This is a genomic window from Xanthomonas sp. NCPPB 4467 (genome assembly GCF_041475665.2).
Lineage (GTDB): Bacteria > Pseudomonadota > Gammaproteobacteria > Xanthomonadales > Xanthomonadaceae > Xanthomonas > Xanthomonas dyei.
In genome coordinates this window covers 946,144-967,444 of sequence record NZ_CM191260.1, presented here as the reverse complement: position 1 = coordinate 967,444, position 21,301 = coordinate 946,144, and the positions used below count along the sequence as shown (strand labels likewise).

The 21,301-nt window shown below is 64.1% G+C and carries 15 protein-coding genes, 1 other RNA gene and 2 pseudogenes; 6 read left to right on the top strand and 12 right to left on the bottom strand.

Annotation, left to right across the window (positions count from 1 at the left end):
- Window positions 1-16 precede the first annotated feature (16 nt).
- Both ACCQ06_RS04140 and ACCQ06_RS04135 read right to left on the bottom strand, forming a co-directional pair.
- Window positions 17-2,671 carry a TonB-dependent receptor domain-containing protein gene (locus ACCQ06_RS04140; RefSeq protein ID WP_316690267.1) on the bottom strand — a complete coding sequence of 885 codons (2,655 nt, stop codon included), beginning with the start codon at window positions 2,669-2,671 and terminating at the stop codon, window positions 17-19.
- A 78-nt stretch (window positions 2,672-2,749) separates the two neighbouring features.
- A complete protein-coding gene (locus tag ACCQ06_RS04135) occupies window positions 2,750-4,222 on the bottom strand; it encodes a beta-helix domain-containing protein (RefSeq protein WP_316690266.1) in 1,473 nt (490 codons plus the stop codon).
- Window positions 4,223-4,409: 187 nt separating this feature from the next.
- Between ACCQ06_RS04135 and ACCQ06_RS04130 the strand changes: the two are divergent.
- Window positions 4,410-4,715, top strand: a pseudogene (locus ACCQ06_RS04130) (2-oxoglutarate-dependent dioxygenase); the annotation flags it as partial.
- A gap of 19 nt (window positions 4,716-4,734) precedes the next feature.
- Here the strand turns inward: ACCQ06_RS04130 and ACCQ06_RS04125 are convergent.
- The gene (locus ACCQ06_RS04125; RefSeq protein WP_316686182.1) at window positions 4,735-5,949 is read right to left on the bottom strand and encodes an IS4 family transposase; all 1,215 of its coding nucleotides are present in this window, start codon (window positions 5,947-5,949) and stop codon (window positions 4,735-4,737) included.
- 117 nt (window positions 5,950-6,066) lie between these two features.
- On the opposite strand from ACCQ06_RS04125, the pseudogene ACCQ06_RS04120 reads away from it, so the two are divergent.
- A pseudogene (locus ACCQ06_RS04120) lies at window positions 6,067-6,630 on the top strand (2OG-Fe(II) oxygenase); the annotation flags it as partial.
- Between the two features lie 192 nt (window positions 6,631-6,822).
- Window positions 6,823-8,868 (top strand): TonB-dependent receptor, encoded by a 2,046-nt coding sequence (locus tag ACCQ06_RS04115; RefSeq protein WP_316690265.1) that lies wholly within the window; start codon window positions 6,823-6,825, stop codon window positions 8,866-8,868.
- A gap of 227 nt (window positions 8,869-9,095) precedes the next feature.
- On the opposite strand, the gene ACCQ06_RS04110 is transcribed toward ACCQ06_RS04115, so the two are convergent.
- Both ACCQ06_RS04110 and ACCQ06_RS04105 read right to left on the bottom strand, forming a co-directional pair.
- The gene (locus ACCQ06_RS04110; RefSeq protein ID WP_316690264.1) at window positions 9,096-9,509 is read right to left on the bottom strand and encodes a VanZ family protein; all 414 of its coding nucleotides are present in this window, start codon (window positions 9,507-9,509) and stop codon (window positions 9,096-9,098) included.
- Window positions 9,497-10,750 carry a class I SAM-dependent methyltransferase gene (locus ACCQ06_RS04105; protein WP_316690263.1) on the bottom strand — a complete coding sequence of 418 codons (1,254 nt, stop codon included), beginning with the start codon at window positions 10,748-10,750 and terminating at the stop codon, window positions 9,497-9,499. Before ACCQ06_RS04105 ends, ACCQ06_RS04110 begins: the two co-directional genes overlap by 13 nt.
- Here ACCQ06_RS04105 and ACCQ06_RS04100 point away from each other — a divergent pair.
- Window positions 10,749-11,486 (top strand): pteridine reductase, encoded by a 738-nt coding sequence (locus tag ACCQ06_RS04100; RefSeq protein ID WP_055850677.1) that lies wholly within the window; start codon window positions 10,749-10,751, stop codon window positions 11,484-11,486. The genes ACCQ06_RS04105 and ACCQ06_RS04100 overlap by 2 nt on opposite strands.
- A gap of 287 nt (window positions 11,487-11,773) precedes the next feature.
- Here the strand turns inward: ACCQ06_RS04100 and folK are convergent, their stop codons facing one another.
- From folK to ACCQ06_RS04075, 5 genes are all read right to left on the bottom strand, one after another.
- Entirely contained in the window at window positions 11,774-12,283 is a 510-nt protein-coding gene (gene folK, locus ACCQ06_RS04095; RefSeq protein ID WP_316690261.1) for a 2-amino-4-hydroxy-6-hydroxymethyldihydropteridine diphosphokinase, read from the bottom strand.
- Window positions 12,284-12,372: 89 nt separating this feature from the next.
- Complete coding sequence (locus tag ACCQ06_RS04090; RefSeq protein WP_104615982.1) at window positions 12,373-13,875, bottom strand: ATP-binding response regulator; 1,503 nt, start codon at window positions 13,873-13,875, stop codon at window positions 12,373-12,375.
- Between the two features lie 3 nt (window positions 13,876-13,878).
- Window positions 13,879-14,319 carry a response regulator gene (locus tag ACCQ06_RS04085; protein WP_228324079.1) on the bottom strand — a complete coding sequence of 147 codons (441 nt, stop codon included), beginning with the start codon at window positions 14,317-14,319 and terminating at the stop codon, window positions 13,879-13,881.
- Window positions 14,316-16,127, bottom strand: coding sequence for a sensor histidine kinase (locus ACCQ06_RS04080; protein WP_228324078.1), 1,812 nt, complete (start codon window positions 16,125-16,127; stop codon window positions 14,316-14,318). Before ACCQ06_RS04080 ends, ACCQ06_RS04085 begins: the two co-directional genes overlap by 4 nt.
- Window positions 16,128-16,896: 769 nt before the next feature.
- Window positions 16,897-17,268 (bottom strand): BON domain-containing protein, encoded by a 372-nt coding sequence (locus ACCQ06_RS04075; protein ID WP_170068633.1) that lies wholly within the window; start codon window positions 17,266-17,268, stop codon window positions 16,897-16,899.
- A 149-nt stretch (window positions 17,269-17,417) separates the two neighbouring features.
- Between ACCQ06_RS04075 and ACCQ06_RS04070 the strand changes: the two genes are divergently transcribed.
- Complete coding sequence (locus ACCQ06_RS04070; protein WP_316690260.1) at window positions 17,418-18,476, top strand: oxidoreductase; 1,059 nt, start codon at window positions 17,418-17,420, stop codon at window positions 18,474-18,476.
- Window positions 18,477-18,727: 251 nt separating this feature from the next.
- Window positions 18,728-18,803: non-coding RNA, sX9 sRNA (locus tag ACCQ06_RS04065), on the top strand.
- A gap of 158 nt (window positions 18,804-18,961) precedes the next feature.
- Here ACCQ06_RS04065 and gnd read toward each other — a convergent pair.
- Window positions 18,962-19,903 carry a phosphogluconate dehydrogenase (NAD(+)-dependent, decarboxylating) gene (gene gnd, locus ACCQ06_RS04060; RefSeq protein WP_316690259.1) on the bottom strand — a complete coding sequence of 314 codons (942 nt, stop codon included), beginning with the start codon at window positions 19,901-19,903 and terminating at the stop codon, window positions 18,962-18,964.
- Between the two features lie 21 nt (window positions 19,904-19,924).
- A complete protein-coding gene (locus ACCQ06_RS04055; protein WP_316690258.1) occupies window positions 19,925-21,238 on the bottom strand; it encodes a hypothetical protein in 1,314 nt (437 codons plus the stop codon).
- Window positions 21,239-21,301 lie beyond the last annotated feature (63 nt).

Sequence of the window (21,301 nt, the reverse complement as noted above, 5' to 3'; positions counted from 1 at the left end):
GCAGGCGTCTGAGGGATCAGAAACGCGCTGTCACACTGATGTCATAGCTGATGCCGGGCTGGTAGGTGTACAGATCCACCCGGTTGCTGCCCACGCGCTGGAACTCCTGGTATTTGGTCTTGAGCAGATTGCGTGCGGCAAAGTTCACCGACAGCGTATCGCCCGACCACACCAGGCCCTTCTTGATCACCAGATCCAGCGATGTACCCGGCTTGTCGATGTAGTCCGGCTGACCCGGACGACCGCGTGCAGAAATACGCTCGCCCACGTAGTTGGCGATCAAGGTCGCCTGGCTATGCGTGCTCTCGCTTTCCACACCGATCTGCAGGTTGGCGATATCGTCCGACTGCCCCTGCAGTGCCGACCCGTCGCGAATGAACAGGTTGGCCTGCACCGGTGCGCTGAAGCCGAACGGCTGCACGGTATCGCCGGCACTCGCGCTCACCTCGGACTTGGTGCGCGTGTAGTTGCCGGACACGAACAGGCGCTTGTCGCCCCACCAATCGGCTGCGACCGGCACGTCCAGATACTTCTTGGCTTCCAGCTCGATGCCGTACAGCGTGGCCTTGGGCGCATTGATGAAGCTCTGCACGATGCCGCCGCCGGGTGCATCGTTGACGATGGCTTCGATCGGCTTGTCGATGTTCTTGTAGAACGCGCCGACAGTGACGTACTGGCCCGGCTCGAAGAACCATTCGTAGCGCGCATCCAGATTGACCAGTTCGCTGTCGATCAGAAACGGGTTGCCGAAGAACTGGCGGTCGATATCCGGGTCCAGATACTGCTGCGGTGCCATTTCGCGGAATTGCGGCCGCGCAATCGTCTTGGACGCACCGAAGCGTAGTTGCTGGTTGTCGGCAAAGTTCCAGGTCACCGTGGCCGATGGCAACGCGTAGCTGTTCTGCAACGGCGCCACGCTGTCCTGGCGTGCGCCGCTGAAGATGTCGTACGGATGCACCGCCTGGGTGGCGTCTTCGTAACGCACGCCAACGGTGGCGCGCAGGGTCGGCACGATTTCGCCTTCGGCCTGCAGATAGGCTGCCTTGACCTTCAACGTCGCGTCGTACGCAGCCGCACCGAAGCTGCCGGTGGTTTCGCGTAGCCGCAGCAGATCGTTGCTGAGGTTGTAGTCGGAGATCAGATAATCCACGCGCTGATACTGGTTCAAGAACGGCAACGGGCCGTCCAGCGCCAGAAAGCGGAATTCGCGGCTCCAAGCAGTGCGGTCGTTATCCAGATAGGCCAAGCCGCCCTTGATGGTGAGGTCGTGTTCGATCGGCAGCCGCCAGGTCACATCCACGCCGCCGCTGGCGACTTTATCGTCGACCTTGCTGAAGCGTGTGTAGTTCTGCACGCGCGAGGCATCGTGCGCCCAGTAGCCATCGAGCAACTCGTAACGGATGCCGGTTTCGTACGGCACATCGCGGCTGGCGTTGGCCACCGCGGCACGCCACTCGATCTTGAGATCGTCGTATTCGCCGAACGCATGCGAGCCAAGCAGCTGGTTGTTGATCAACTGACGCACATACCACTCGGTGTTGTCGTCGCGCACATCGAACCCGGCCAGTTCATCGCGGCCGGCGCGGCTGCGCGCCACCTTCAGGGTGTCGTGGACATACAAGGTGGTCCAGCCGATCTTGTGGCGGCCATATTCCCAGCCCAGGCCGAGCATGCCGTTGGTGCGCACGTTGTTGCGTGTGGTCGCAAAGTCATAGTTGGAATTGAACTCCACGCTGTCGCCGACAAAGATGCCGTCCTGCTGCTTGCCGGTACGCGTGCGCCACTCGTTGTCGTAGCTGGCCACGGCCAGAATGCCCAGCTTGGCCTCGCCGATGTCCATGCTGTAGCCGGCGCTGCCGCCGACATTGACGTCCGGGTCGATGCTGTCCTTCTCCTGCAGCACATACAGGTTGGCGTCGTTCATGCTGCGGCCGATGCGGCGGATGTCCTCGCGCGAAAAACTGCCCAGGTCTACACGGCGCCCGGTGCGGATCGCATCGCGCAACGCGGCAGGCTGCTTGCGCGTGCCATCGTCTTCGCCCCACTCGTCATCGCCGGAACCGTAGTACGTCAGGCCCTTCTCGCCGGTACTGACGCTATTGGCGCCGCCGCCCACGGTGAGCGACAGAAACGGTTTGTCCGGCACCGTCATCGATTGCAGATCGATCACGCCGCCGCCGAATTCGCCCGGATAGTCGGCCGAATACGTCTTTTGCACGGTCACGCTTTGCAGCACATCGCTGGGAAACAGATCCAGCGGCACCACGCGCTGCATCGGCTCCGGGCTGGGCAGTGGCGAGCCGTTGAACAAGGCCGACGAATAGCGCTCGCCCAGGCCGCGTACGTACACGTATTTGCCACGCGACAGGCTCAGCCCGGTAACACGCGTCAGCGCCACCGCAGCGCTGCTGTCGCCGGTGCGCTCCATGTCCTCGCGGGTGATGAACGAGGCCACTTCGGAGGTTTGCAGCATCGGTTCGGGAATGTATTCGCCGCGCACCACGACCTGGTCGAGTTGCTTGGGCGCAATGGCAGCAGCGCTGGCACTGCTGCTACCGCCAGCGGCATCGCTGCTGGTCGACTGCGCCATGGCGGCGCCGGACAGCAGCAAGGTGGAAATGGAAAGAGACAGGCCCGTCCGCGAAAGACGGGCAACAGCGAAGGTTCGCATCGTGGGAGCCCTGACAACAGAAAGATGAAGCTGGACGCATCACACGGCGACGCGATGGCCGCCGTGCGATGCCGCGCCTCAGCAGGGGCGATCGGCGGTCAGCCCGCAGGTCCAGCCCTGCCACCAGGTGTCGTTGGCATCACGCACGCCACCGATGTAGTTCACCTGCTGAAAGAAGCTGCTCACGCCGTTCAAGCCCTGGAACGCCGGCACTGCAGTTTCGTTGGCGCCATTGATGAAGGTGTTCTGCAGCGTGGACACGCCGTTGGCCACATTGTTGGTGCCGGCGGCGAACTGGCTGGTCGCACGCGGGTCGCTGCCGAACGCGGTCGGGCAGGCGAAGAACACCGAGTTGAACGTCCCCACGGTATCGGTATCGGCCAGGTTGAAGCACACCAGACCATCGCCGGTGCCACCGGCCGGACGGGTGAACACCGAGTTGTAGAACGCGGCCTGCGTGCCCTGGTTGAGCATGATCGCCGCACCCGTGCGGGCATTGCCCACGTAAGTGAAGTTGGCCACCTTCGGGCGCGAATACGGCTGACGACGCAGGCTGCTCCACTCGTTCATGCGGTCGCCGCCGCCAGCACGCTGGACCACGATGCCGAACTGCAATGCGCCGCTCCAACCGGCATCGGTATCCAGCGAATCGTCGTCGGCGCCGGTGATGACCACGTGGCTACCGTTGACCGTACCGCCGAACCATTCGATACCGTCGTCGGAGCTGTTGTGGATCTGTACGTAGTCCAGACGCGTGCCGCTGCCCACGCCGGCCAGGGTGATGCCCTGCAGCTCGTTGTTGGGCGAGATTTCGAAACCCGAATACATCACGCGCAGGTAGCGCATCGAGCCGCTGTTATCGGTGGCGCTATTGCCGCCGTAGAACGCGTTGGTGCCTTCGACCTGCGCCTGACATTCCGGCGTGCCCGACACGGTGGCGCCCGGGCAGTTGTTGATCGCTGCACGACCCAGCACCACGATGCCGCCCCACAGGCCGATGGTGTTGGCGCTGACCGTGCCATCCAGCGCCTGACGCGCAGTGAAGACGATCGGCGCAGTCGCGCTGCCTTCGGCAAAAATCTGCGAACCGCGATTGACCACGATGTAGTCGCTACCCGCCGAGCCATACAAGGTGACGCCCGGCTCGATGGTCAACACGCCCTGCGTGCTGCCGGCCGCCGGCGCGATGGCGTTGCCGCCGCGATCGGTACCGACGTTGACGCGGCCGCTGATCGAATACGCGGTACCGGCGCGCGCGGGCACCACCAGATTGCCGTTGATGGTGTCCGGCAGCTGGCAAGCGCGCAGCGTGTTGTTGGCGATAGTGCCCACGTTGGAAAACCCGGTCGGGCAATCCGCAGCCGGGCCGCTCGGGGTCGGTGTCGGAGCCGGGGTTGGTGCAGGCGTGGGCGCCGGGGTCGGTGCCGGGGCGGGCGGAAACGCGCCTTCGCCGGGCGAAGCGACACGGTCGGCACCGCCACCGCAGGCAGACAAGGCCAGTGCGGTGCTAAAGGTCATGAGAAGTGTCTTGCTGCTGTTGCGAACGGACATACGGCTGATCTCCAGGTCAAAGGGTCCGGTATGAAGAGGAGTCGTCAAGAATTGGTTGCGTTCCGCTCACTGCAGTGGCGAGCACGTTCAAGATCCCCGTCACCTTTATAGGGGCCGTCTGTTGCATTTGTCTTACCACGACACATTTGACACATAGATGCCACACGTTGGCATGCACTGTAGCGGGATGACACTCACCGATATCCCCAGCGCCCTGGCCGACTGGATCGTGGCGCAGGCCTTGGCCGGCCAACCGCCCGAGCACGCGCTGCAACCGCTGCTGGATCTTGGCTGGAACATGCAGGACGCCATCGATGCAGTCGAAGCGCTGGTGCGTGCGCACATTCAGCAGCACGCGCAGACACATGGATTGCCGATGCCGGTGCGCGTGCCGGCGCTGCTGCAAGACAGCGATGCATCGCTGCTGGATCTGGGCGATCGCCAGGTGCGCGTGTTGATGCGCATGCAGTTGCCGCGCGTGATGGTGCTGGGTCTTAGGTATCCCCACGTTTTTAAGGTACCAGGGTCATCTGCTCGCGCACTGCGTCGGGCAGTGAGCGCAAGCGTTCTAGCCAGCGTGAGACAGGTTCCATGGGCCAACGTCGGATCAACGCCTCGCGGCCGACACGCAGTGTCGAGTAGAGCTTGCGCTGACTGTTGCGGGGCGACAGCCAGTGCGCGATGCCGGTGGCTTCGCAGCCCAGTCCTGCCAGCCAGCTGGCGAAGGTGGCCAGCGTATTGAGCAACAACAGGATCTGCAAGCGCTCACCGCGACGGGTCAGGCTGTCTTCCATCGCCTGACCGTAGCGATGCGACTTCAGATCCCGAAATGCCAGCTCGATCTGCATCCTTCGTGCGTACAGGTTGACCAACTGCTTTGCGCTGGGCGCTTGCAGTTGTGGGGAGGCGACGATCAGCCACGGCTCGCGCTCACGCGCTGCTGCTTTCAAACTTGATGATGCGCGCGAGACCTTGGCAGGTGAGCGTCGATTGCGTTGCTGACGTCCCTGCGGTGTCTTGGCATAGAGCACCAGACGGCAATCGAGTGGATCGCTGCGATTGGCCTGCATCGGTGGCAATGCGTGTGCACGGTTGGACGCCAGCCCATGCAAGCGTCGGCTATCGATCCATTGCGCTGCATCATCGGGCACGTCTTGCGGCTTGACCTGCGTGCGTCCGCGCAGACGCCCGACCCAATCCCAGCCCATCGCCGAGACCGCGCGAAACCACGGCGTGCGGAATCCGGCATCCGTGACCAGGATTGGACGCACATCGTCTGGAATCAGTTCCTTGAGGTGTTGCAGAAAACGCTTCTCCGCACCAGGCGAGCCTTGCTGTTTCCCAGCAACCACCATGTCCAGCAACGTGAGCGTGCGCCCACCGATCGGCACGGCTGCGCGCAGCAGACACCATGACTTGTCCGGCTTTAGATCGCTCCAGTCGATGACGATCACCGGCTGCGCGCCGCGCAGCAGCCAATGCGCCATGTCCCGCTCGATCACGGATCGTTCGCCCTGCAACGTGCGATTGCGCAGCAGGCGGTCGCATGCCTTGAGGGGCGCACGTACCCGCCTCGCGCCTGGCCATGCGCGTGCAATGTCGATCAAGGTCAGCCGGCCTCCGTGCAACAGCGCCTCAACCGCGCCAAGCAAGGCGCGTCGACGTAATGCATGCATGCCAGAGAGTGAGTGAGACAGGCACTTCTGCAATACTTCGCTGGCGCGCATGGTCGGCACTCTTCTCTGGCTTAGTCACCTTGAAGCGTGCACCATGCGCGCACCTTCTTCCACATCCTGATCCAGCAAGTACTTGATCTCGCAGGAAGAAATGTGGGGAAACCTCAGGTGCTGGGTGGTTTTTTATCCGATGCCGAATGCGATGCAGTGATCGCCCTCGCGCAGCCGCGCCTTGCGCGCTCGCGCACGGTGGACAACGCCAACGGCGCACATGTGGTGCACGCCGCACGCACCAGCGACAGCATGTGTTTGCAACTCGGGCAGGATGCGCTCTGCCAACGCATCGAAGCACGCATCGCCCGTCTGCTCGACTGGCCGGTGGATCACGGCGAAGGCTTGCAGGTCTTGCGCTACACCACCGGCGCCGAATATCGGCCGCACTACGATTACTTCGACCCCGACGCAGCCGGCACCCCGGTGTTGCTGCAAGCCGGCGGGCAACGCGTCGCCTCGTTGGTGATGTACCTCAACACGCCCGACCGCGGCGGCGCCACGCGCTTTCCCGATGTGCATCTGGACATTGCCGCGATCAAGGGCAACGCGGTGTTCTTCAGCTACGACCGCCCGCACCCGATGACGCGCAGCCTGCATGCCGGCTCCCCGGTCCTGGCCGGCGAAAAGTGGGTGGCGACCAAGTGGCTGCGCGAGCGCGCGGCGTGCCTGCCGGACTGATCGAGCAAAGCGCCCAACAGCCAGCTTCGTCGCCCGACGCATCGCCCAGCGCGCCCATTGCGGTGCGCACCGCGTCCCGTCATGCCACCCGCTCCAGCGCGCCGCGAGGGGTATGCTTATCGTATGTTATAATATTTCATTAGCTGACACATGGGGTGATCAGCTCCTTTTCGCATCGGTGTCGTTCGATCCATGAAGATCCATATTCTCGTGGCGGCAGTGGCTGCCGTCCTGTTTGCCACCGAAGCGCGTGCGCAATCGTCCGATTCGGCGCTGACGCTCGGCAAGGTCGATGTCCACCAGCAGGGCGAAGGCCAACTCACCGCGCATCAGGTGCTGACCTCGGTGGACGTGCTGGGCGCCGACCAGATCGAAGACAAGAACGTGTCCTACAGCTGGGAGCTGCTTGGGCAGATGCCCGGCATCCAGCTCACCGAAACCCGGCAAGGCGCCGAATCGGGCAAGGTCAGCTTTCGCGCATTCAATGGCGAGGGCTACCTCAATGCGATCAAGACGCTGATCGACGGAATCCCCAGCAACGTCAACAGCGGCAACCAGCGCTTCATCGACATGCTGTTCCCGCTGGAAATCAGCTACATCGAGGTGGTGCGCGGCACCAACGATCCGCGCTACGGCTTGCACAATATCGGGGGCAACATCAATTTCGGCACGCGTCAGGGCGGCAATGACACCGATGTGCGCCTGACCTACGGCAGCTTCAATACCCGCGATGCACAGCTAGCCGTGGGCCGCGAGCGCGACGGCTTTGCGCAGAACTATTTCATCGGTGTGCAGGCCTCCGATGGCTACCGCGACCACGACACCTCCAGCAAATACTCGCTGGGCGGCAAATGGTTCTACGGCAACCTCGACGACGGCATGCGCATCGGCCTGACCGCCCGCATCTACCACAACCAGGCCGACGAACCCGGCTTCATGACCGCTGCGGAAATGCAGGCAGACCGTCGCAGCTCGGACCTGCGCAACCGCAACGACGGCGACGACCGCGACATGCGCCAGCTCGGCGTGCACATGGACCTGAAGCTGGCCGAGCACCTGTTCCTGGGCACCAAGCTGTACTACAACAGGTACGAAGACGACCGCAAGGTGACCTTCAGTGACCTACCCACCGGCAACGCACCACGCCAGCGCCGCAGTTGGGACGAAACCCAGGTCGGCATGCTCAACACGCTGACCTGGCGCAGCAGCGACACACTCACCATGGAAGGCGGCGTCAACTACGAGCATCAGGACAACGCCTACCGACGCGAACGCTTCCGCTATGCCGAGCCCACCAACTTCAACGCCACGCCGGCACGCATCCAGAACGACGACCGCCATACATTCGACAACTGGGGCGCCTATGTGCAGGCGATCTATCAGCCGATCGAGGCGCTGAAGATCGTGCCGGCCTACCGCGTGGATCGCTTCGATGGCGACACCCAACTGCCAGGCGGCGTGCGTGCACCGCTGCAGCGCTACGGCACCATCGAGCAGCCCAAACTGAGCCTGGTCTACGCCTTCACCCCGACCACCAACGTCTATGCCAACTGGGGTCGTACTTTCCAGGTACTGACCGGGTCCACCGCACCGGCCTACCTCACCGCCGGGCAACCGGACGTGCGCCCGTCCACCAATACCGGTATGGAGCTGGGCATGAAATTCGGCCCGTTCCACGGAAGCCAGGCGCGCATCGCGGTGTGGCAGCAGGACGCGGCCAACGAAGTTTCCAACATGCCCGCCACTGGCACCACCGTCACCCTGGGCAAGACACGCCGGCGCGGCGTGGACGCGCAGATCAATGCGCAGCTGGGCGACAAGTGGACGCTATGGGCATCGCACGCGTATCAGGAAGCGAAGATCGAACGCGACGACCGCGATGCCAGCGTGTCGCTGGTCGGCCGTGAGGTAGCGGCAACGCCGCGTTACATCAGCAACATCGGTGCCGAGTACCGGCCAACCGATGCGCTGCGCTTAGGCCTGCAGGGCCGTGCGCAAGGCGATTATTATCTGGAGGAACGCAATATAGCCGGCAAATACGGCGGTTTCGCCACCCTGGATCTCACCGCCAGGTACACCATCAACCCCGCCTGGAGCGTGGACCTGCAGGTCCGCAACGCCACCGGCCGCGAGTATGCCTACGTGTGGTACGACAGCTTCTTCTGGAGCCAGGCGCAGCCGATGTTTTCGCCAGCGGCAGGACGCCAGCTCTATCTCGGCTTGAACATGAAGCTGTAACTCGCAGATCCAACGGCTGGGACCAGCGCCGCATCCGATGATGGTGGCATGGCTGCTGCGCAACGCAGCAGCCATGCACCGGATCTGAGAGTTGAAATATGCACTCGGCTGCTACAGCGATTCGGTGCGCGCTACCAACGCGTCAATGCGCCATCGCCCGCACATCAACCCGATAGCGATAATGCTTCACGCACGCGAGCGTTCGTACACGCAGGCGCACACGCAACTCAACGCCGCGCAAACAAGCGTTGATCGATCCGCAACATCACAAAGCGCAGCGGCGTCCATGTCAGGCACAGGCCAGCAACGATACCTAGCGTATCGGCCAGCGCATCGTATGGGTCGGCGCTTCGATTGGTCGTCAGTGCGCCCTGCGCGATCTCGATGCCGATCCCCAACCCCACCAGGCCGATGGCCGCAACGAGCTGCGCGCGACGCGTGGCAAACAACTGCACCGCGCCCCAGCACAACAAGGCAAATGTCAAAAAGTGCTCGCCCTTGTCGCTGTTATCCGGCAGCTCCGGAATCACCGGCGGCGGCCCCAGGCAGACCGCAATCACCACCACGATCGCAGCGATCCACAACCCCACCCACAACAGCGGCCGATGAAACGGGCGCAGCGCCCGCGTTACAGCCGCCATGTAAGATCGCCGGCCAAAAATGCGGGCGCAATATCCACATCGCGCGCGAAGCCCATCACCTGGAACCGCTCGCCCATTTCGCTGGGCAAGGTCAGCCGCTTGATCTGCTCGCGCAGGCGCATGCGCCCCACTTCATCGGTGCGCGTATCGGCCTGCGTCAGCAACGCATCCAGGCCGTTGCCCAGCAGGAAACTGGCCTGCGTGCAGTAACCCGCCAGCTCGAAACCGGCACCGGTACCGGCCTCCGCCAGCGCGGTGAAATCCACCGACGCGGTCAGGTCCTGCAGGCCGGGCCAGCGGTACAGGTCCTCATGCATGCGATGGCGATAGAACGCACGCAAGGTGCCGTCCTCGCGCTGCGCGCGATAGAACTCGCCGCGCGGATAGCCGTAGTCGACAAACACCATCGCACCGCGCTTCAAACCGCCGGCCACCGCCTGGATCCAGTACGGCAGCTGCGGCAACAATTCGGAGCGATAACCATCGGCGAAGGGCTGCTCCAGATAGCGCTCCAGATGCCGCACCGCCGCGCTCAACAATGCATCGGCCGGCTGCTCGCCACGCGCAAATTGCTGCTGCGCATCGAGCACCACGGTTTCTTCGTAGACCTCGCCCTCGCGGATCGCAAAGCGCGGCGTGGGCAATGCATCGATCACCTCGTTGGCGAACAGCACGCCGTCCCAATCGTCAGGAAACGGGCCATCCAGCCATTCGACCAGATCGAACACCGGCGGGATCAGGCTGCGCCCCAGGCGCTCGCGCTGACGCTCGCGCAGGTCCGCACTGGGTTCGAGAATCGCGTAGCGCTCGGGCAGCGCATCCAGCTCCAGCAGCCGCTTGAGCGTGACTTCGGCAAATGCGCCGCTGCCGCCACCCACTTCCAGCATGCGCGCCTGCGGCCCAAGCTGCTGCAATACCGGCGCCAGCGCACCGGACACGGTGGCGGCAAACAACGGACCCAGCTCGGGCGCGGTGACGAAGTCGCCGGCCTCGCCAAACTTGCTCGACCCGGCGCTGTAATAGCCAAGACCCGGCGCATACAACGCCAGCTCCATGAAACGCGAAAACGGGATCGCACCGCCGGCGGCCTGGATTTCGGCGCGCACATGCGCAGCCAGTCGCTCGCTGTGCGCCAGCGCGTCCGAATCGGGGGTGGGAAGGTCGGCGTGCATGCGGGCACCGGTTGCGGGGACAATGCACAGGATAGCCGAGCCCTTTGCAACGCCGAGCGAGTACGCCATGACAGACAGTTCCAAGGTGGTGTTGATCACCGGCGCAGGCCGCCGCATCGGCGCGCAGATCGCCACCACGCTGCACGCCGCCGGCTACCGGGTTGCCCTGCATGCGCATCAGTCCGCCGACGCGCTTCGCGCACGCGTGGCCGAGCTGTGTGCGCAACGCGCAGGCAGCGCGCAGGCCTTGCACGCGGATCTGCGCCTGCCGCACGCACCGGCGCAACTGGTCGCCGCGTGCATCGACGCATTCGGCCGCCTGGATGGCGTGGTCAACAACGCCTCGGCGTTTTATCCCACCGCAGTGGGCGAAGCCACGCCGGCGCAGTGGGACGAGCTGTTCGCGGTCAATGCACGCGCACCATTCTTCATTGCCCAGGCCGCTGCTGCGCAGCTGCGTCAGCACCGCGGCGCCATCGTCAATCTCACCGACCTGCATGCACAGCAGCCGATGCGCAACCACCCGCTATACGGCGCTTCCAAGAGCGCGCTGGAGATGCTGACCCGCTCACTGGCGCTGGAGCTGGCACCGCAGGTGCGCGTCAATGCTGTCGCGCCCGGCGCCATCCTGTGGCCGGAGGAAGGCAAATCATCCGACGCCAAGCAGGCGCTGCTCGCCCGCACGCCGCTGGCGCGCATCGGCACGCCGGAAGAAATCGCCGAGGCGGTGCGCTGGTTGCTGGACGACGCCAGCTTTATCACCGGCCAGACCTTGCATGTGGATGGCGGCCGTCAACTCAGTTAAGAGCCGCTGATAGCACGACCACGCGCACCGTCAGGCGGGCGCAGCCGGTGCGCGGTGCGCGACGTAACATCCGTAGATTCCGATCCTGAGTGCGCTAGCCACATCCAGCTGGCGACTGCCCGCGATGTTTCGTTAGACGCTCTGACACGAACATCGTACGAACGCACGCGTGTGCGGCATGCTTCGTCAGTGATCGGCATACGCATGCGTACAAGCCGATCCGCGCCGAACATGACGTCACTTTCGCGACGGTCATGCAGCACCGCCAGCTGCACCACACACCGGCACTACTGCGCAGCACTCAGCGCAGGCGCATCCAGCTCCACCGTGGTGAACGCACTGCCGTAGTGCGGATGCGCCTGCCAAAGCGCAGCCAGCGTCCGTCCGCTCAGCGGGTCGACGAAGTCCGGCGCGATGTCGGCCAGCGGCTTGAGCACGAAGGCATGCTTGAGCTCGGGACGCGGGATGCGCAGATGGCCGGGCCCTTCGACGATGCAATCGCCGAAGAACACCACGTCCACATCCAGGGTACGGTCGCTGAAACGCGGCCCGCTGCGATCGCGCCCGTGCGCATCTTCCAGCGCATGCAACCACTGGTCGAGTGTCTGCAGGTCCAGATCGGTCTGCAAGGCCACGGCGTTATTGACGAAGTCCGGCCCATCGAAGCCCACCGCCGGCGTGCGATACGCCGGGGAGACGTCGAGCTGGCCAAAGCGCGCGCGCAAGGCGGCGACGGCCAGGCGCAGGTAGTGGGTCGGCTGGACATTGCTGCCGAGGCTGAGAAGCACGGTGGTCATGCGGTATTCGCGCATGCGGCCGGCCTCAGCGTCAACTGTTGCTGCGCGCTGCAGGCGCATCGCTGCACGCGCAGCTTACATGCGTGGCCTCAGGCCACTTCCAGCGCGTGCGCCACCGCGCGAAACACACGGCGCATTTCCAGCGGTTTGCGCAACACGTGCACCGGGATGTCGGGCGGAAAATGCGCACGCTGCAACGGCGCGCCGACATCTTCCAGTACGATCGCCGGCCCCTGGTAGCCCAGCTCCTGCATGCTCAGCAGCACGCTCACCGCCGACAGCAGAATGATGTCGCTGTCGATGATCACCAGATCCGGCATTGCGTGCTGCTGCACCAGTTGCAGCGCAGCGGCGCCGTCGGTGGCCAGTTGCGGCTGATAGCCCTGGCTGGACAAGGCATTGCCCAGCAACGACAGCCGGGTGGCCTCGCCGTCCACCAGCAGGATGCGCTGCCCATGGCCCAGCGCCAGCGGCGGCTCGCTATCGGCAACTACCGTGGGTGCCCCACGCATCGGTACGATCATGTCGAAGCGCGTGCCTTCACCCAGCCGGCTGTCGACCTGGATGTTGCCACCGTAGCTTTCCACGATGCGCTTGCACGAAATCAGGCCCAATCCGGTGCCATCGGCCTTGGTGGTAAAGAAGGGGCTGAACAGACGTGCGCGCGTTTCATCGGTCATGCCCACGCCGGTGTCGGCCACGCTCATGCGCACGCGCGTGGCATCAAAGCGATCGGCCGACAGCACCAGGGTGCCGCCACCCGGCATCGCCTGGATCGCGTTCAAACCGAGGTTGAGCAGGCACTGCTGCAATTCGGTGTAGTTGGCTTCGATGGTCAGATCCGAGGCGATCGTGTCCATCTGCAACCGCACGCCATCGGGCAGGCTGCTCCGCAGCAGCATCTGCACCGCCTGGAACAGATTGGCGATGGACACCTGCTCGCGCGGCTTGTTGGAGCCACGCACGAACGACAACATCGACTCGGCCATCTCGTGCCCGCGCCGGCCGCATTCGGCCACCACGTTGGCCAGTTGACGCAGCTGCGGGTCGTCGGTGCGCCCAGCCAGCAGGTCGGGCACGATCAGCAACGGCTGCAGGATATTGCGTAAATCGTGGCTCAGGCCGGCTGCCAGCATCGCCAGGCTTTCCAGCCGCTGCGCACGCATCAGCTCGCTCTCCACACGCTGGCGTTCGAGCTCGGCACGCGCCTCGCGGATGGCGCGCATCACCGCGCTCGGTAGCCGCGTGGGGTTGTGCTTGATGATGTAGTCGTTGGCGCCGTCCTGCAGCGCCTTGACCGCAGTCTCCTCCCCCATGGTGCCGGAGACGAAGATGAAGGGGGTGGCGCCGTTCTGACGCACCAGGCGCAACGCCTGATAGCCGGAAAATCCGGGCATGCTCAGATCCGACAGCACGATGTCCGGGTGAAACGTCTCCAGCGCGCCGCGCAGCGACGGCTCGCTGTCCACGCGCTCGAATGCCGCATCGATGCCGGCATCGAGCAACTGATCGGACAACAGCTCGGCATCTTCCGGTGAATCTTCCACCAGAAGGATCTTCAGCTGCTCCAGTTTGCCACCCTCATGCGGCATGGGTCAGTCCAGCTCCGGTGCCTGATTGATCACCGCCCAGAACGTGCCGAGCGTCTTGACCGCAGTAAAGAACTGATCGACATCCACCGGCTTGACCACATAGGCGTTGACGCCCAGGTCCCAGCTGCGGGCAAGATCGCTCTCTTCGCGCGACGACGACAGGATCACCACCGGAAGGCGCTTGAGTGCCTCATCGCTACGCACCTGCTTGAGCACTTCCAGCCCATCCAGGCGCGGCATCTTGATGTCCAGCAGCAGCACCGCCGGCAGGCCTTCCTCGCGGTCGGCATACGCGCCACGGCGCAATAGGTAGTCCATGGCTTCCACGCCGTCTTCGACGTGCACGATCGGGTTGGCCAGCCGGGCGTCACGCAGGGCGTCGACCGCCATCTCCGCATCGGCCGGGCTGTCTTCTGCCAGAAGAATGGTACGAATGGCGGTCATACAGTGAACTCTTTGTTGGGCGCTTCAAGCGCAGGAGGAAGCTCGAAATAAAACGTGGCGCCTTCATCGACGACGCCTTCAGCCCAGATGCGGCCACCGTGACGCGTCAACACGCGCCGCACGCTGGCCAGACCGATGCCGGTGCCAGCGTATTCGCTGGCCTTGTGCAACCGCTGGAACACGCCAAACAGCTTGCCGCTGTACTCCATGTCGAAGCCTGCGCCGTTGTCGCGCACGCTGAACTGATGGCCGCCGTCGGCCATCGGCGTGTAGCTGACCTCGATCCTGGCCACCTCGCGCTTAGCGCTGTACTTGACCGCATTGCCCAGCAGATTCATCCACAGCTGGCGCATCATGTTTTCGTCGGCCACCAGCACCGGCAGCGGCGCGATCTGCCAGTCCACACGGTGGCCGGTATTTTCGCTCTGCACGTTCGAATCCAGGATCGCACGCGTCTCGGCCACCAGCGATTGCATGTCCACCGCCTGCAAGCGCAGCGCGCTGCGTCCCAGGCGCGAATACACCAGCAGGTCGTCGATCAGCGACGCCATGCGCCGCGCCGAGGAGCTGATCACTTCCATGTAGTGCCGCGATTTTTCGTCCGCCGCATCACCCAGGTGACGCGCCAGCTTGTCCGAAAAACCGGCCACGTGGCGCAGCGGCGCGCGCAGGTCGTGCGATACCGAATAGCTGAAGGCTTCCAGCTCGCGGTTGACCTCCGACACCTGCTCCACCTTGCCCTCCATCTGCCGGTTGAGCTCCTGGATGCGCAGTTGCGAGGCCTTTTGCAGGCTGATGTCGCTGACCGTCATCAGCACCACGTCTTCGTCGACGGTATCCGGCAACGGCATGCGGCGGGCGTTGATCAGCATGGTGCGCAACACGCCATCGGCGGCGCGCTGCTCATGCTCGAAGTCCCACAGCTCGCGGCCGCGCAGCAACACGTCGGCCAGGCGCTGATGGAACAGCGGATCGCGCCAGACCCCGTGGCCCACATCTTCCAACGCCATCAATTCGTTGCCGCGCTCCTCCAGGCCGTACAACTCGGCAAAAGCCGGGTTGTGCAGCACGATGCGTTGATTGGCATCCAGCAGCACGATCGGCTCGCGCACGGTCTGCAACACCGAACTGGCACGGCCGTTGGCGCGCAGATATTCCTGCTCGGCGGCAAGACGGCGGCGGATTTGCCGCTGCAGCAACCAGATGACGGTCGCCAGCAACAGCAGCTGCACCGCCAGTGCGGCCCAGCTCAACACCGCGTAGTGCAGGCGCTCGGTGTCTGCACGCCCGTTGCGCAGGGCCAGCAACCGGCCCTCGGCGCCTTGCAACTCGTCGATCAGCACGCGGATCGGGTTGTTCACGGTCATATCGTCGATCAACGCGCGGATCTGATCCTGCCCGGTGGTCACCGCGATGCGCTCGGCCAGCAACAGCCGGCGCTCGATGGTGCTCTGGATACGCCCCATGCGCACCTGCTGCGCAGGGTTGTCCTTGGTCAGTTCGATCAGCCGATCCACCGCGGCCAGCGACTCGCGCCGGCCACGCCGCATGCGTTCCAGCAAGGCCGGGCGCTCCACGCCATGCGAGCGCATCAACGCGGCCGATTCGGTGTCGCGCATCGCCGCTTCCAGCCGTTGCGCGGTCTCCTGCACTTCCTGGCTATGCGACACCCACACCGCGGCCTGATTGGCGTTGCGCGCCATCTGCTGCAGCAGCAACGACGGCACCACCACAATCAGGCACACGGCAACCGCCAACGAGGGCAGGCGCCAGCGATCCCATTTGTCTGCTTGGATCGTTGTCTGCATTGCTAGGTCTGTATCCGCTCGCTGCACGTGCCCAGGACGAGTCGGCATTGTCTCCGATCACACCCCGAGCGAGATTAATGGTTCAGACATGCCGTGATCGCCATGACATAGCTGAATGGGCATATCATAAGTGCAGCAACGGTGAAAATGGCGCGAGAAACCCGCCGTTTGTCGGCGTCGTGGCGAGCGATAGGCCCTGAGCGAGCCCAGCGGCCCGGACAAATCGACACGCCCCGTTGCAGCCAGACTACGCCTACACCACAACTGAGCACCTGCACACCTGGCTGTCTCCGATCCTGCGCGCCGCCACGCATAGGCGCTCACCCGATACGATCGCGCGTCGATAGGTAGGTGAGTCGACAGGTACGTGATACGAAGCGATCCCCGCCAGTACCGAAGACATCCTTGCAGATCACGCCGATGGCGCGGTCGTCTTGGACGATCCGAGTCACGGCATGGCCTGATACCCAACCACTGCATCGCTGTAGACCGTAACCGCCGCGTCGATGTCCGTCACCGACAAACAAATCACCGCACGACGACAAGCCGCGTCGCTGATCCGAGCGGCCAGCACCAGGTCGCGGGCAGGGGCTGGGCGTCGCATCGCATCAGCGCCTGCCGGCAACGCACGGCAAGCCATCTTCCACCGCTGATCGCGCAAGCGCGCCGAGTAAAACGCGCCAATAAAAAAGGCGCACTCCGTAGAGTGCGCCTGGTGCTCGGTTCAGCCGCCTCGCCGCAGCTGGCCCGGCATTCGCAGCAGCTGCGCTTACTTCTTCGCAGCGACCACCTTCAGGCCGGTCGACTTGACGCTCTTGACGCCTTCGATGCCCTTGGCGACAGCCACGGCCTTGTCGTGCTCAGCCTGGGTCGCAACCGAACCGGTCAACATCACGATGCCGTTCTTGGTCTCCACCTTGACGTCGGTGCCGGACACATTGTCGGTGGCCAGCAGATCGGCCTTGACCTTGGTGGTGATCCAGGTATCGGTAACCGGCTTCTTGGATTCATTCATGCCGGCGGCGTGATCTTTGTGCGCGCCCATGTCCTGCGGTGCGGCGAATGCCTGCGAAGCACCCAGGGTCAGGCCGAGCGACAACGCCAGCGCCAACAGCTTACGTGCATGCATCATGTTCTTCATTCGAATCGCTCCTGTTGAATGTGGCTGCAGCTTGCGGTGGTGGTCGTCGCGTACACGTGACCGTTGCATGCAGAGGTTGTGAACCCTGCGCACACGGGTGTGTGCAATACCATGCAGACTCCTTCGTTCGTTGCGATGAACCGTTTTCAATGGCTAAACCGTTCAATCTGGCTGTCGTCGGCTACGGCTATGTCGGCCACACCTTCCATGCGCCGCTGATCGCCAGCACGCCAGGGCTGCGCTTGCACAGCGTGGTCTCTTCCAAATCGCAGCAGGTACAAGCCGATTTCCCCGAGGTCACCGTCGTTGCCGACCTCGACAGTGCGTTGGCCGACCCCGCGCTAGACGCGGTGGTGCTTGCCACGCCCAATCAAACGCACGCGCCCTTCGCGTTGCAGGCGCTGGCCGCGGGCAAGCATGTGCTGGTCGACAAACCCTTCGCACTGGACGCCGCGCAAGCGCGCGCCATGGTCGACGCTGCAGCGGCTGCCGGGCGCGTCATCAGCGTGTTCCAGAACCGACGCTGGGATGCCGACTTTCTCACCGTGCGCCGCCTGATCGACGAAGGTCAACTCGGCGAGGTAGTGGAATTTCATTCGCACTTCGACCGCTATCGGCCACAGGTCCGCGACCGCTGGCGCGAAAGCGACATCCCCGGTGCCGGCCTGTGGTACGACCTGGGGCCGCATCTGCTGGACCAGGCGTTGCAACTGTTCGGCGCACCGCAGGCGATCGCTGCGGATTTACAGCGCCAGCGCAGCCAGGCGCGCAGCGACGATTATTTCCACGTCACCCTGCACTACCCGCGGCTGCGCGCGATCCTGCATGCCGGCTCGCTGGTCGCCGACAACCGCCTGCGGTTTGCCGTGCATGGCACACGCGGCAGTTATCTCAAGCACGGCCTGGACACCCAGGAAGACCAGCTGCGCGCCGGGCGACGCCCGGGCACGGTGGGCTGGGGCGTGGATCCGTTGCCGGGCACGCTCACCCGCGTGGATGAAGAAGGCCGCGTACACACCCATCAACCCGAGAATCAGGCCGGCGATTACCGGCAGTGCTATGCGGCCTTCCGCGATGCGTTGGCAGGCACCGGCCCGGCACCGGTCGATGGCGCAGACGCGGTACAACTCATGCACTTGCTGGAATTGGCGCGGCACAGCGCCGCGACCGGACAGGTGCAATGGCTGGATGGTACGCGCGCGCCTTGATGCGCCACGAGCATCGGCTGCAGACGCAAGTTGCGCATGCAGCCGATGCATGATGACGATGCTTGACAATCAGAACTGCTGAATCGACTCCACGCAACGCGCATAGCGTAGCGTGTCCGCGGCAACGTTGTTCGCTCGTGCAATGTCTTACTTCTTGTGTAGGCCTGACGCGCGCCACGCCACGAACTAAGAGCAGCTAACAAAACTACTGTGCAGCCGCCAGGCGGGCGCGGGCGGTGCTCGGAATCGGCATGTACCACTCGTACACTCCGGTTCCTCCGCGCCGTCCGCATCCACCTGACGACTGCTCGCTACGTTTTGTTAGTCGCTCTAAGACTCGGTATACAACGACCGTGGCGCCAGCGAGCGAAACACATCGCGAGCAGCCATCGGCACCCCGTAAAACGCGCACCCGAATCGACTGCATTCAAGCCGCGCAACGACCGCGATGCCGGTCGGCAATCGCGGCCATCTGTGCGACGCGCTTACGCGTCCTTGCTGCCGATCGTCGGCGCTGCAGCGGTGGTGGTCTTCACTGCATGGCCGCCGAACTGGTTGCGCATGGCCGCCAGCAATTTGTCGGTAAACGAATCCTTGTCGCGCGAACGCAGCCGCTCCATCAGCGACAACGTGATGATCGGCGCGGACACTTCCAGGTCGATCGCCTCGGCCACCGTCCAGCGACCCTCGCCCGAGTCGGCTACGAACGGCGCGATACCGTCCATGGTCGGGTTGTGTTGCAGCGCATCGGCGGTCAGGTCCAGCAACCACGAACGCACCACGCTACCGTCGCGCCAGATCTCCGAGACCTGGTGCAGATCCAGCGCAAAATCGGTCTTGTGCTGCATCAGTGCGAAGCCTTCGGCGTAGGCCTGCATCATTCCGTACTCGATGCCGTTGTGGACCATCTTGGTGAAGTGGCCGGCACCGCTCGGGCCCACCCGCCCCCAGCCCTTGTCCGGCGCAGGCGCCAGCGTGGCCAGGATCGGATGCAGCGTGGTCACTGCAGACTCTTGCCCGCCCACCATCAGGCTATAGCCTTCTTTCAAGCCCCAGACGCCACCGCTGGTGCCGCAGTCGACGAACGCGATACCGCTTTCCTGCAGTTGCGCCGCGCGGCGTTGCGAATCCTTGTAATACGAATTGCCGCCATCGATGACGATGTCGCCGGCCTGCAACAACGGCAGCAGTTGCGCCAGCGTGTCGTCGACGATCTTGCCTGCCGGCACCATCAACCACACCACGCGCGGGCTCGGCAGCGCAGACACCAGCGCTGCCAGCGCATCGGCAGTGACAATGCCCTTGGCCTGTGCGCTGCTACGCGCGCTATCGCCGGGATCGTAGCCATGCACACGATGCCCGCCGTGCACCAGACGCTCGGCCATGTTGGCGCCCATGCGGCCCAAACCCACCATACCCAGTTCCATAACCACTCCTCAATGATCTGATCAGTGCAGGGTGCCACGCCGGGCGTACGCCGGCGTGGCGGAATTTTCAATGGATTGTTCCGTGACGGTGCTGGCGCCGCACTGTTGCAGCTGCCAATCGATCCATCGCCAGTACAAGGTGGTGCGCAGAGTGTGCAAGGTCAGGTCGATCGCATATGGCGTGCGCGGGTTGCGATCGAGCAGGCGCGCGACGTGATAACCGATCGGCTTGGTGCCTTTGGGGTGCACGTACACCAGAAAGCCTTGATAGAACGGGTCGTCCAGCAACGTCTGCAGTTCCTGCAAGCGCGCCTGTTGCTGCGGGTCCAGCGTTGCCCGCAACGCCGCGTCGCGCTCGTACAGCAACCGCTCGAACCGTCGCTTGCCGGGCCCATGCAGCTGCCTGGAGAGTTCCCAAATCTGCCGGTTGAGCGCATCGTAATACGCAAAGCCGCCGTGCTGCGCCAACGCCTGCGCTGCCGCATCGCTGACATCCACCACCACGAAGTTTTCGGCCTGGTTATGGATATCGTCCAGATACGCCTTGTCGAATACATGCGCGATGAAGCCCGGCGCACCGACAAAGGCCTGGCGCCCCAGTTGCGCTGTCTTCACCGCTTTACCGTCGGCAAAAAATTCGCCGGCATGTGCGCCGAGCAGGATGCTGTCGGTGTCGTGCAGGGTCAAAAATGTACCGATCGACAGTTCGCCTGGGGTGAATACCTGATCGAATCCGGCATCGCCATACAGCTCGCGCTGCGTGGCGAGCTGGGCGACCTGCCGCCCCACGCCGCATTCGGAACGCACCTGTCCGCGATAGAACGCGTCCAGCGCCTGCGCATTGCTGCCGCGTGGCTGATAGCCGCGGCCGAAGCTCTTGAATCCACTCCAGCCCTGCGCAGCGGCGCCACGCCAGCCGAAGCCGATCCAGCCCAGTTGCAGCGCAGAAAACCGGTAATGCGGATTGTCTTGCAACTGGGCGACGGCGCGCCGTGTGGCAGCGCCAACGTCGAATCCGTAGGCGCATTGGCTGGCGGTATCGTCCAGCAATGCCGTCAGCGCTGCGCCGCGTTGCTGCATGTCCCAGCCGGCCGGCAGTGTGATCTGCAGATCGCCTGCTGCGTGCGCCTGCGCAAGGGAGGCTCGCGTGCAAGGTGCGCCGCGCTGGATCATTGGCGCGCTGACCGCCGCACTGTTGATGCTCCACCCCAATCGCCGCAACAGCGCTTCCACGCAATCGGGTGCGGCCGCGCTGGCCGTTTGACTTGGCGCAGCAGCGGCCACTTGCGACAGCTGCAGACCGCACAGCGCCACGGCACAGAGCAGCACGGTCATGCGGCGGCCTGCCGCCTGCGGCTCACGCACTGCGCGCGCCGGTCGCGGCAGCCATCGTCTGCT

Coding starts and splice junctions, on each gene's coding strand:
- ACCQ06_RS04100 (WP_055850677.1), top strand. CDS start 10,749: ATGACAGACAGTTCCAAGGTGGTGTTGATCACCGGCGCAGGCCGCCGC.
- folK (WP_316690261.1), bottom strand. CDS start 12,283: ATGACCACCGTGCTTCTCAGCCTCGGCAGCAATGTCCAGCCGACCCAC.
- gnd (WP_316690259.1), bottom strand. CDS start 19,903: ATGGAACTGGGTATGGTGGGTTTGGGCCGCATGGGCGCCAACATGGCC.
- ACCQ06_RS04070 (WP_316690260.1), top strand. CDS start 17,418: ATGGCTAAACCGTTCAATCTGGCTGTCGTCGGCTACGGCTATGTCGGC.
- ACCQ06_RS04080 (WP_228324078.1), bottom strand. CDS start 16,127: ATGCAGACAACGATCCAAGCAGACAAATGGGATCGCTGGCGCCTGCCC.
- ACCQ06_RS04105 (WP_316690263.1), bottom strand. CDS start 10,750: ATGGCGTACTCGCTCGGCGTTGCAAAGGGCTCGGCTATCCTGTGCATT.
- ACCQ06_RS04075 (WP_170068633.1), bottom strand. CDS start 17,268: ATGAAGAACATGATGCATGCACGTAAGCTGTTGGCGCTGGCGTTGTCG.
- ACCQ06_RS04055 (WP_316690258.1), bottom strand. CDS start 21,238: ATGACCGTGCTGCTCTGTGCCGTGGCGCTGTGCGGTCTGCAGCTGTCG.
- ACCQ06_RS04085 (WP_228324079.1), bottom strand. CDS start 14,319: ATGACCGCCATTCGTACCATTCTTCTGGCAGAAGACAGCCCGGCCGAT.
- ACCQ06_RS04110 (WP_316690264.1), bottom strand. CDS start 9,509: ATGGCGGCTGTAACGCGGGCGCTGCGCCCGTTTCATCGGCCGCTGTTG.
- ACCQ06_RS04115 (WP_316690265.1), top strand. CDS start 6,823: ATGAAGATCCATATTCTCGTGGCGGCAGTGGCTGCCGTCCTGTTTGCC.
- ACCQ06_RS04135 (WP_316690266.1), bottom strand. CDS start 4,222: ATGTCCGTTCGCAACAGCAGCAAGACACTTCTCATGACCTTTAGCACC.
- ACCQ06_RS04090 (WP_104615982.1), bottom strand. CDS start 13,875: ATGCCGCATGAGGGTGGCAAACTGGAGCAGCTGAAGATCCTTCTGGTG.
- ACCQ06_RS04140 (WP_316690267.1), bottom strand. CDS start 2,671: ATGCGAACCTTCGCTGTTGCCCGTCTTTCGCGGACGGGCCTGTCTCTT.
- ACCQ06_RS04125 (WP_316686182.1), bottom strand. CDS start 5,949: ATGCGCGCCAGCGAAGTATTGCAGAAGTGCCTGTCTCACTCACTCTCT.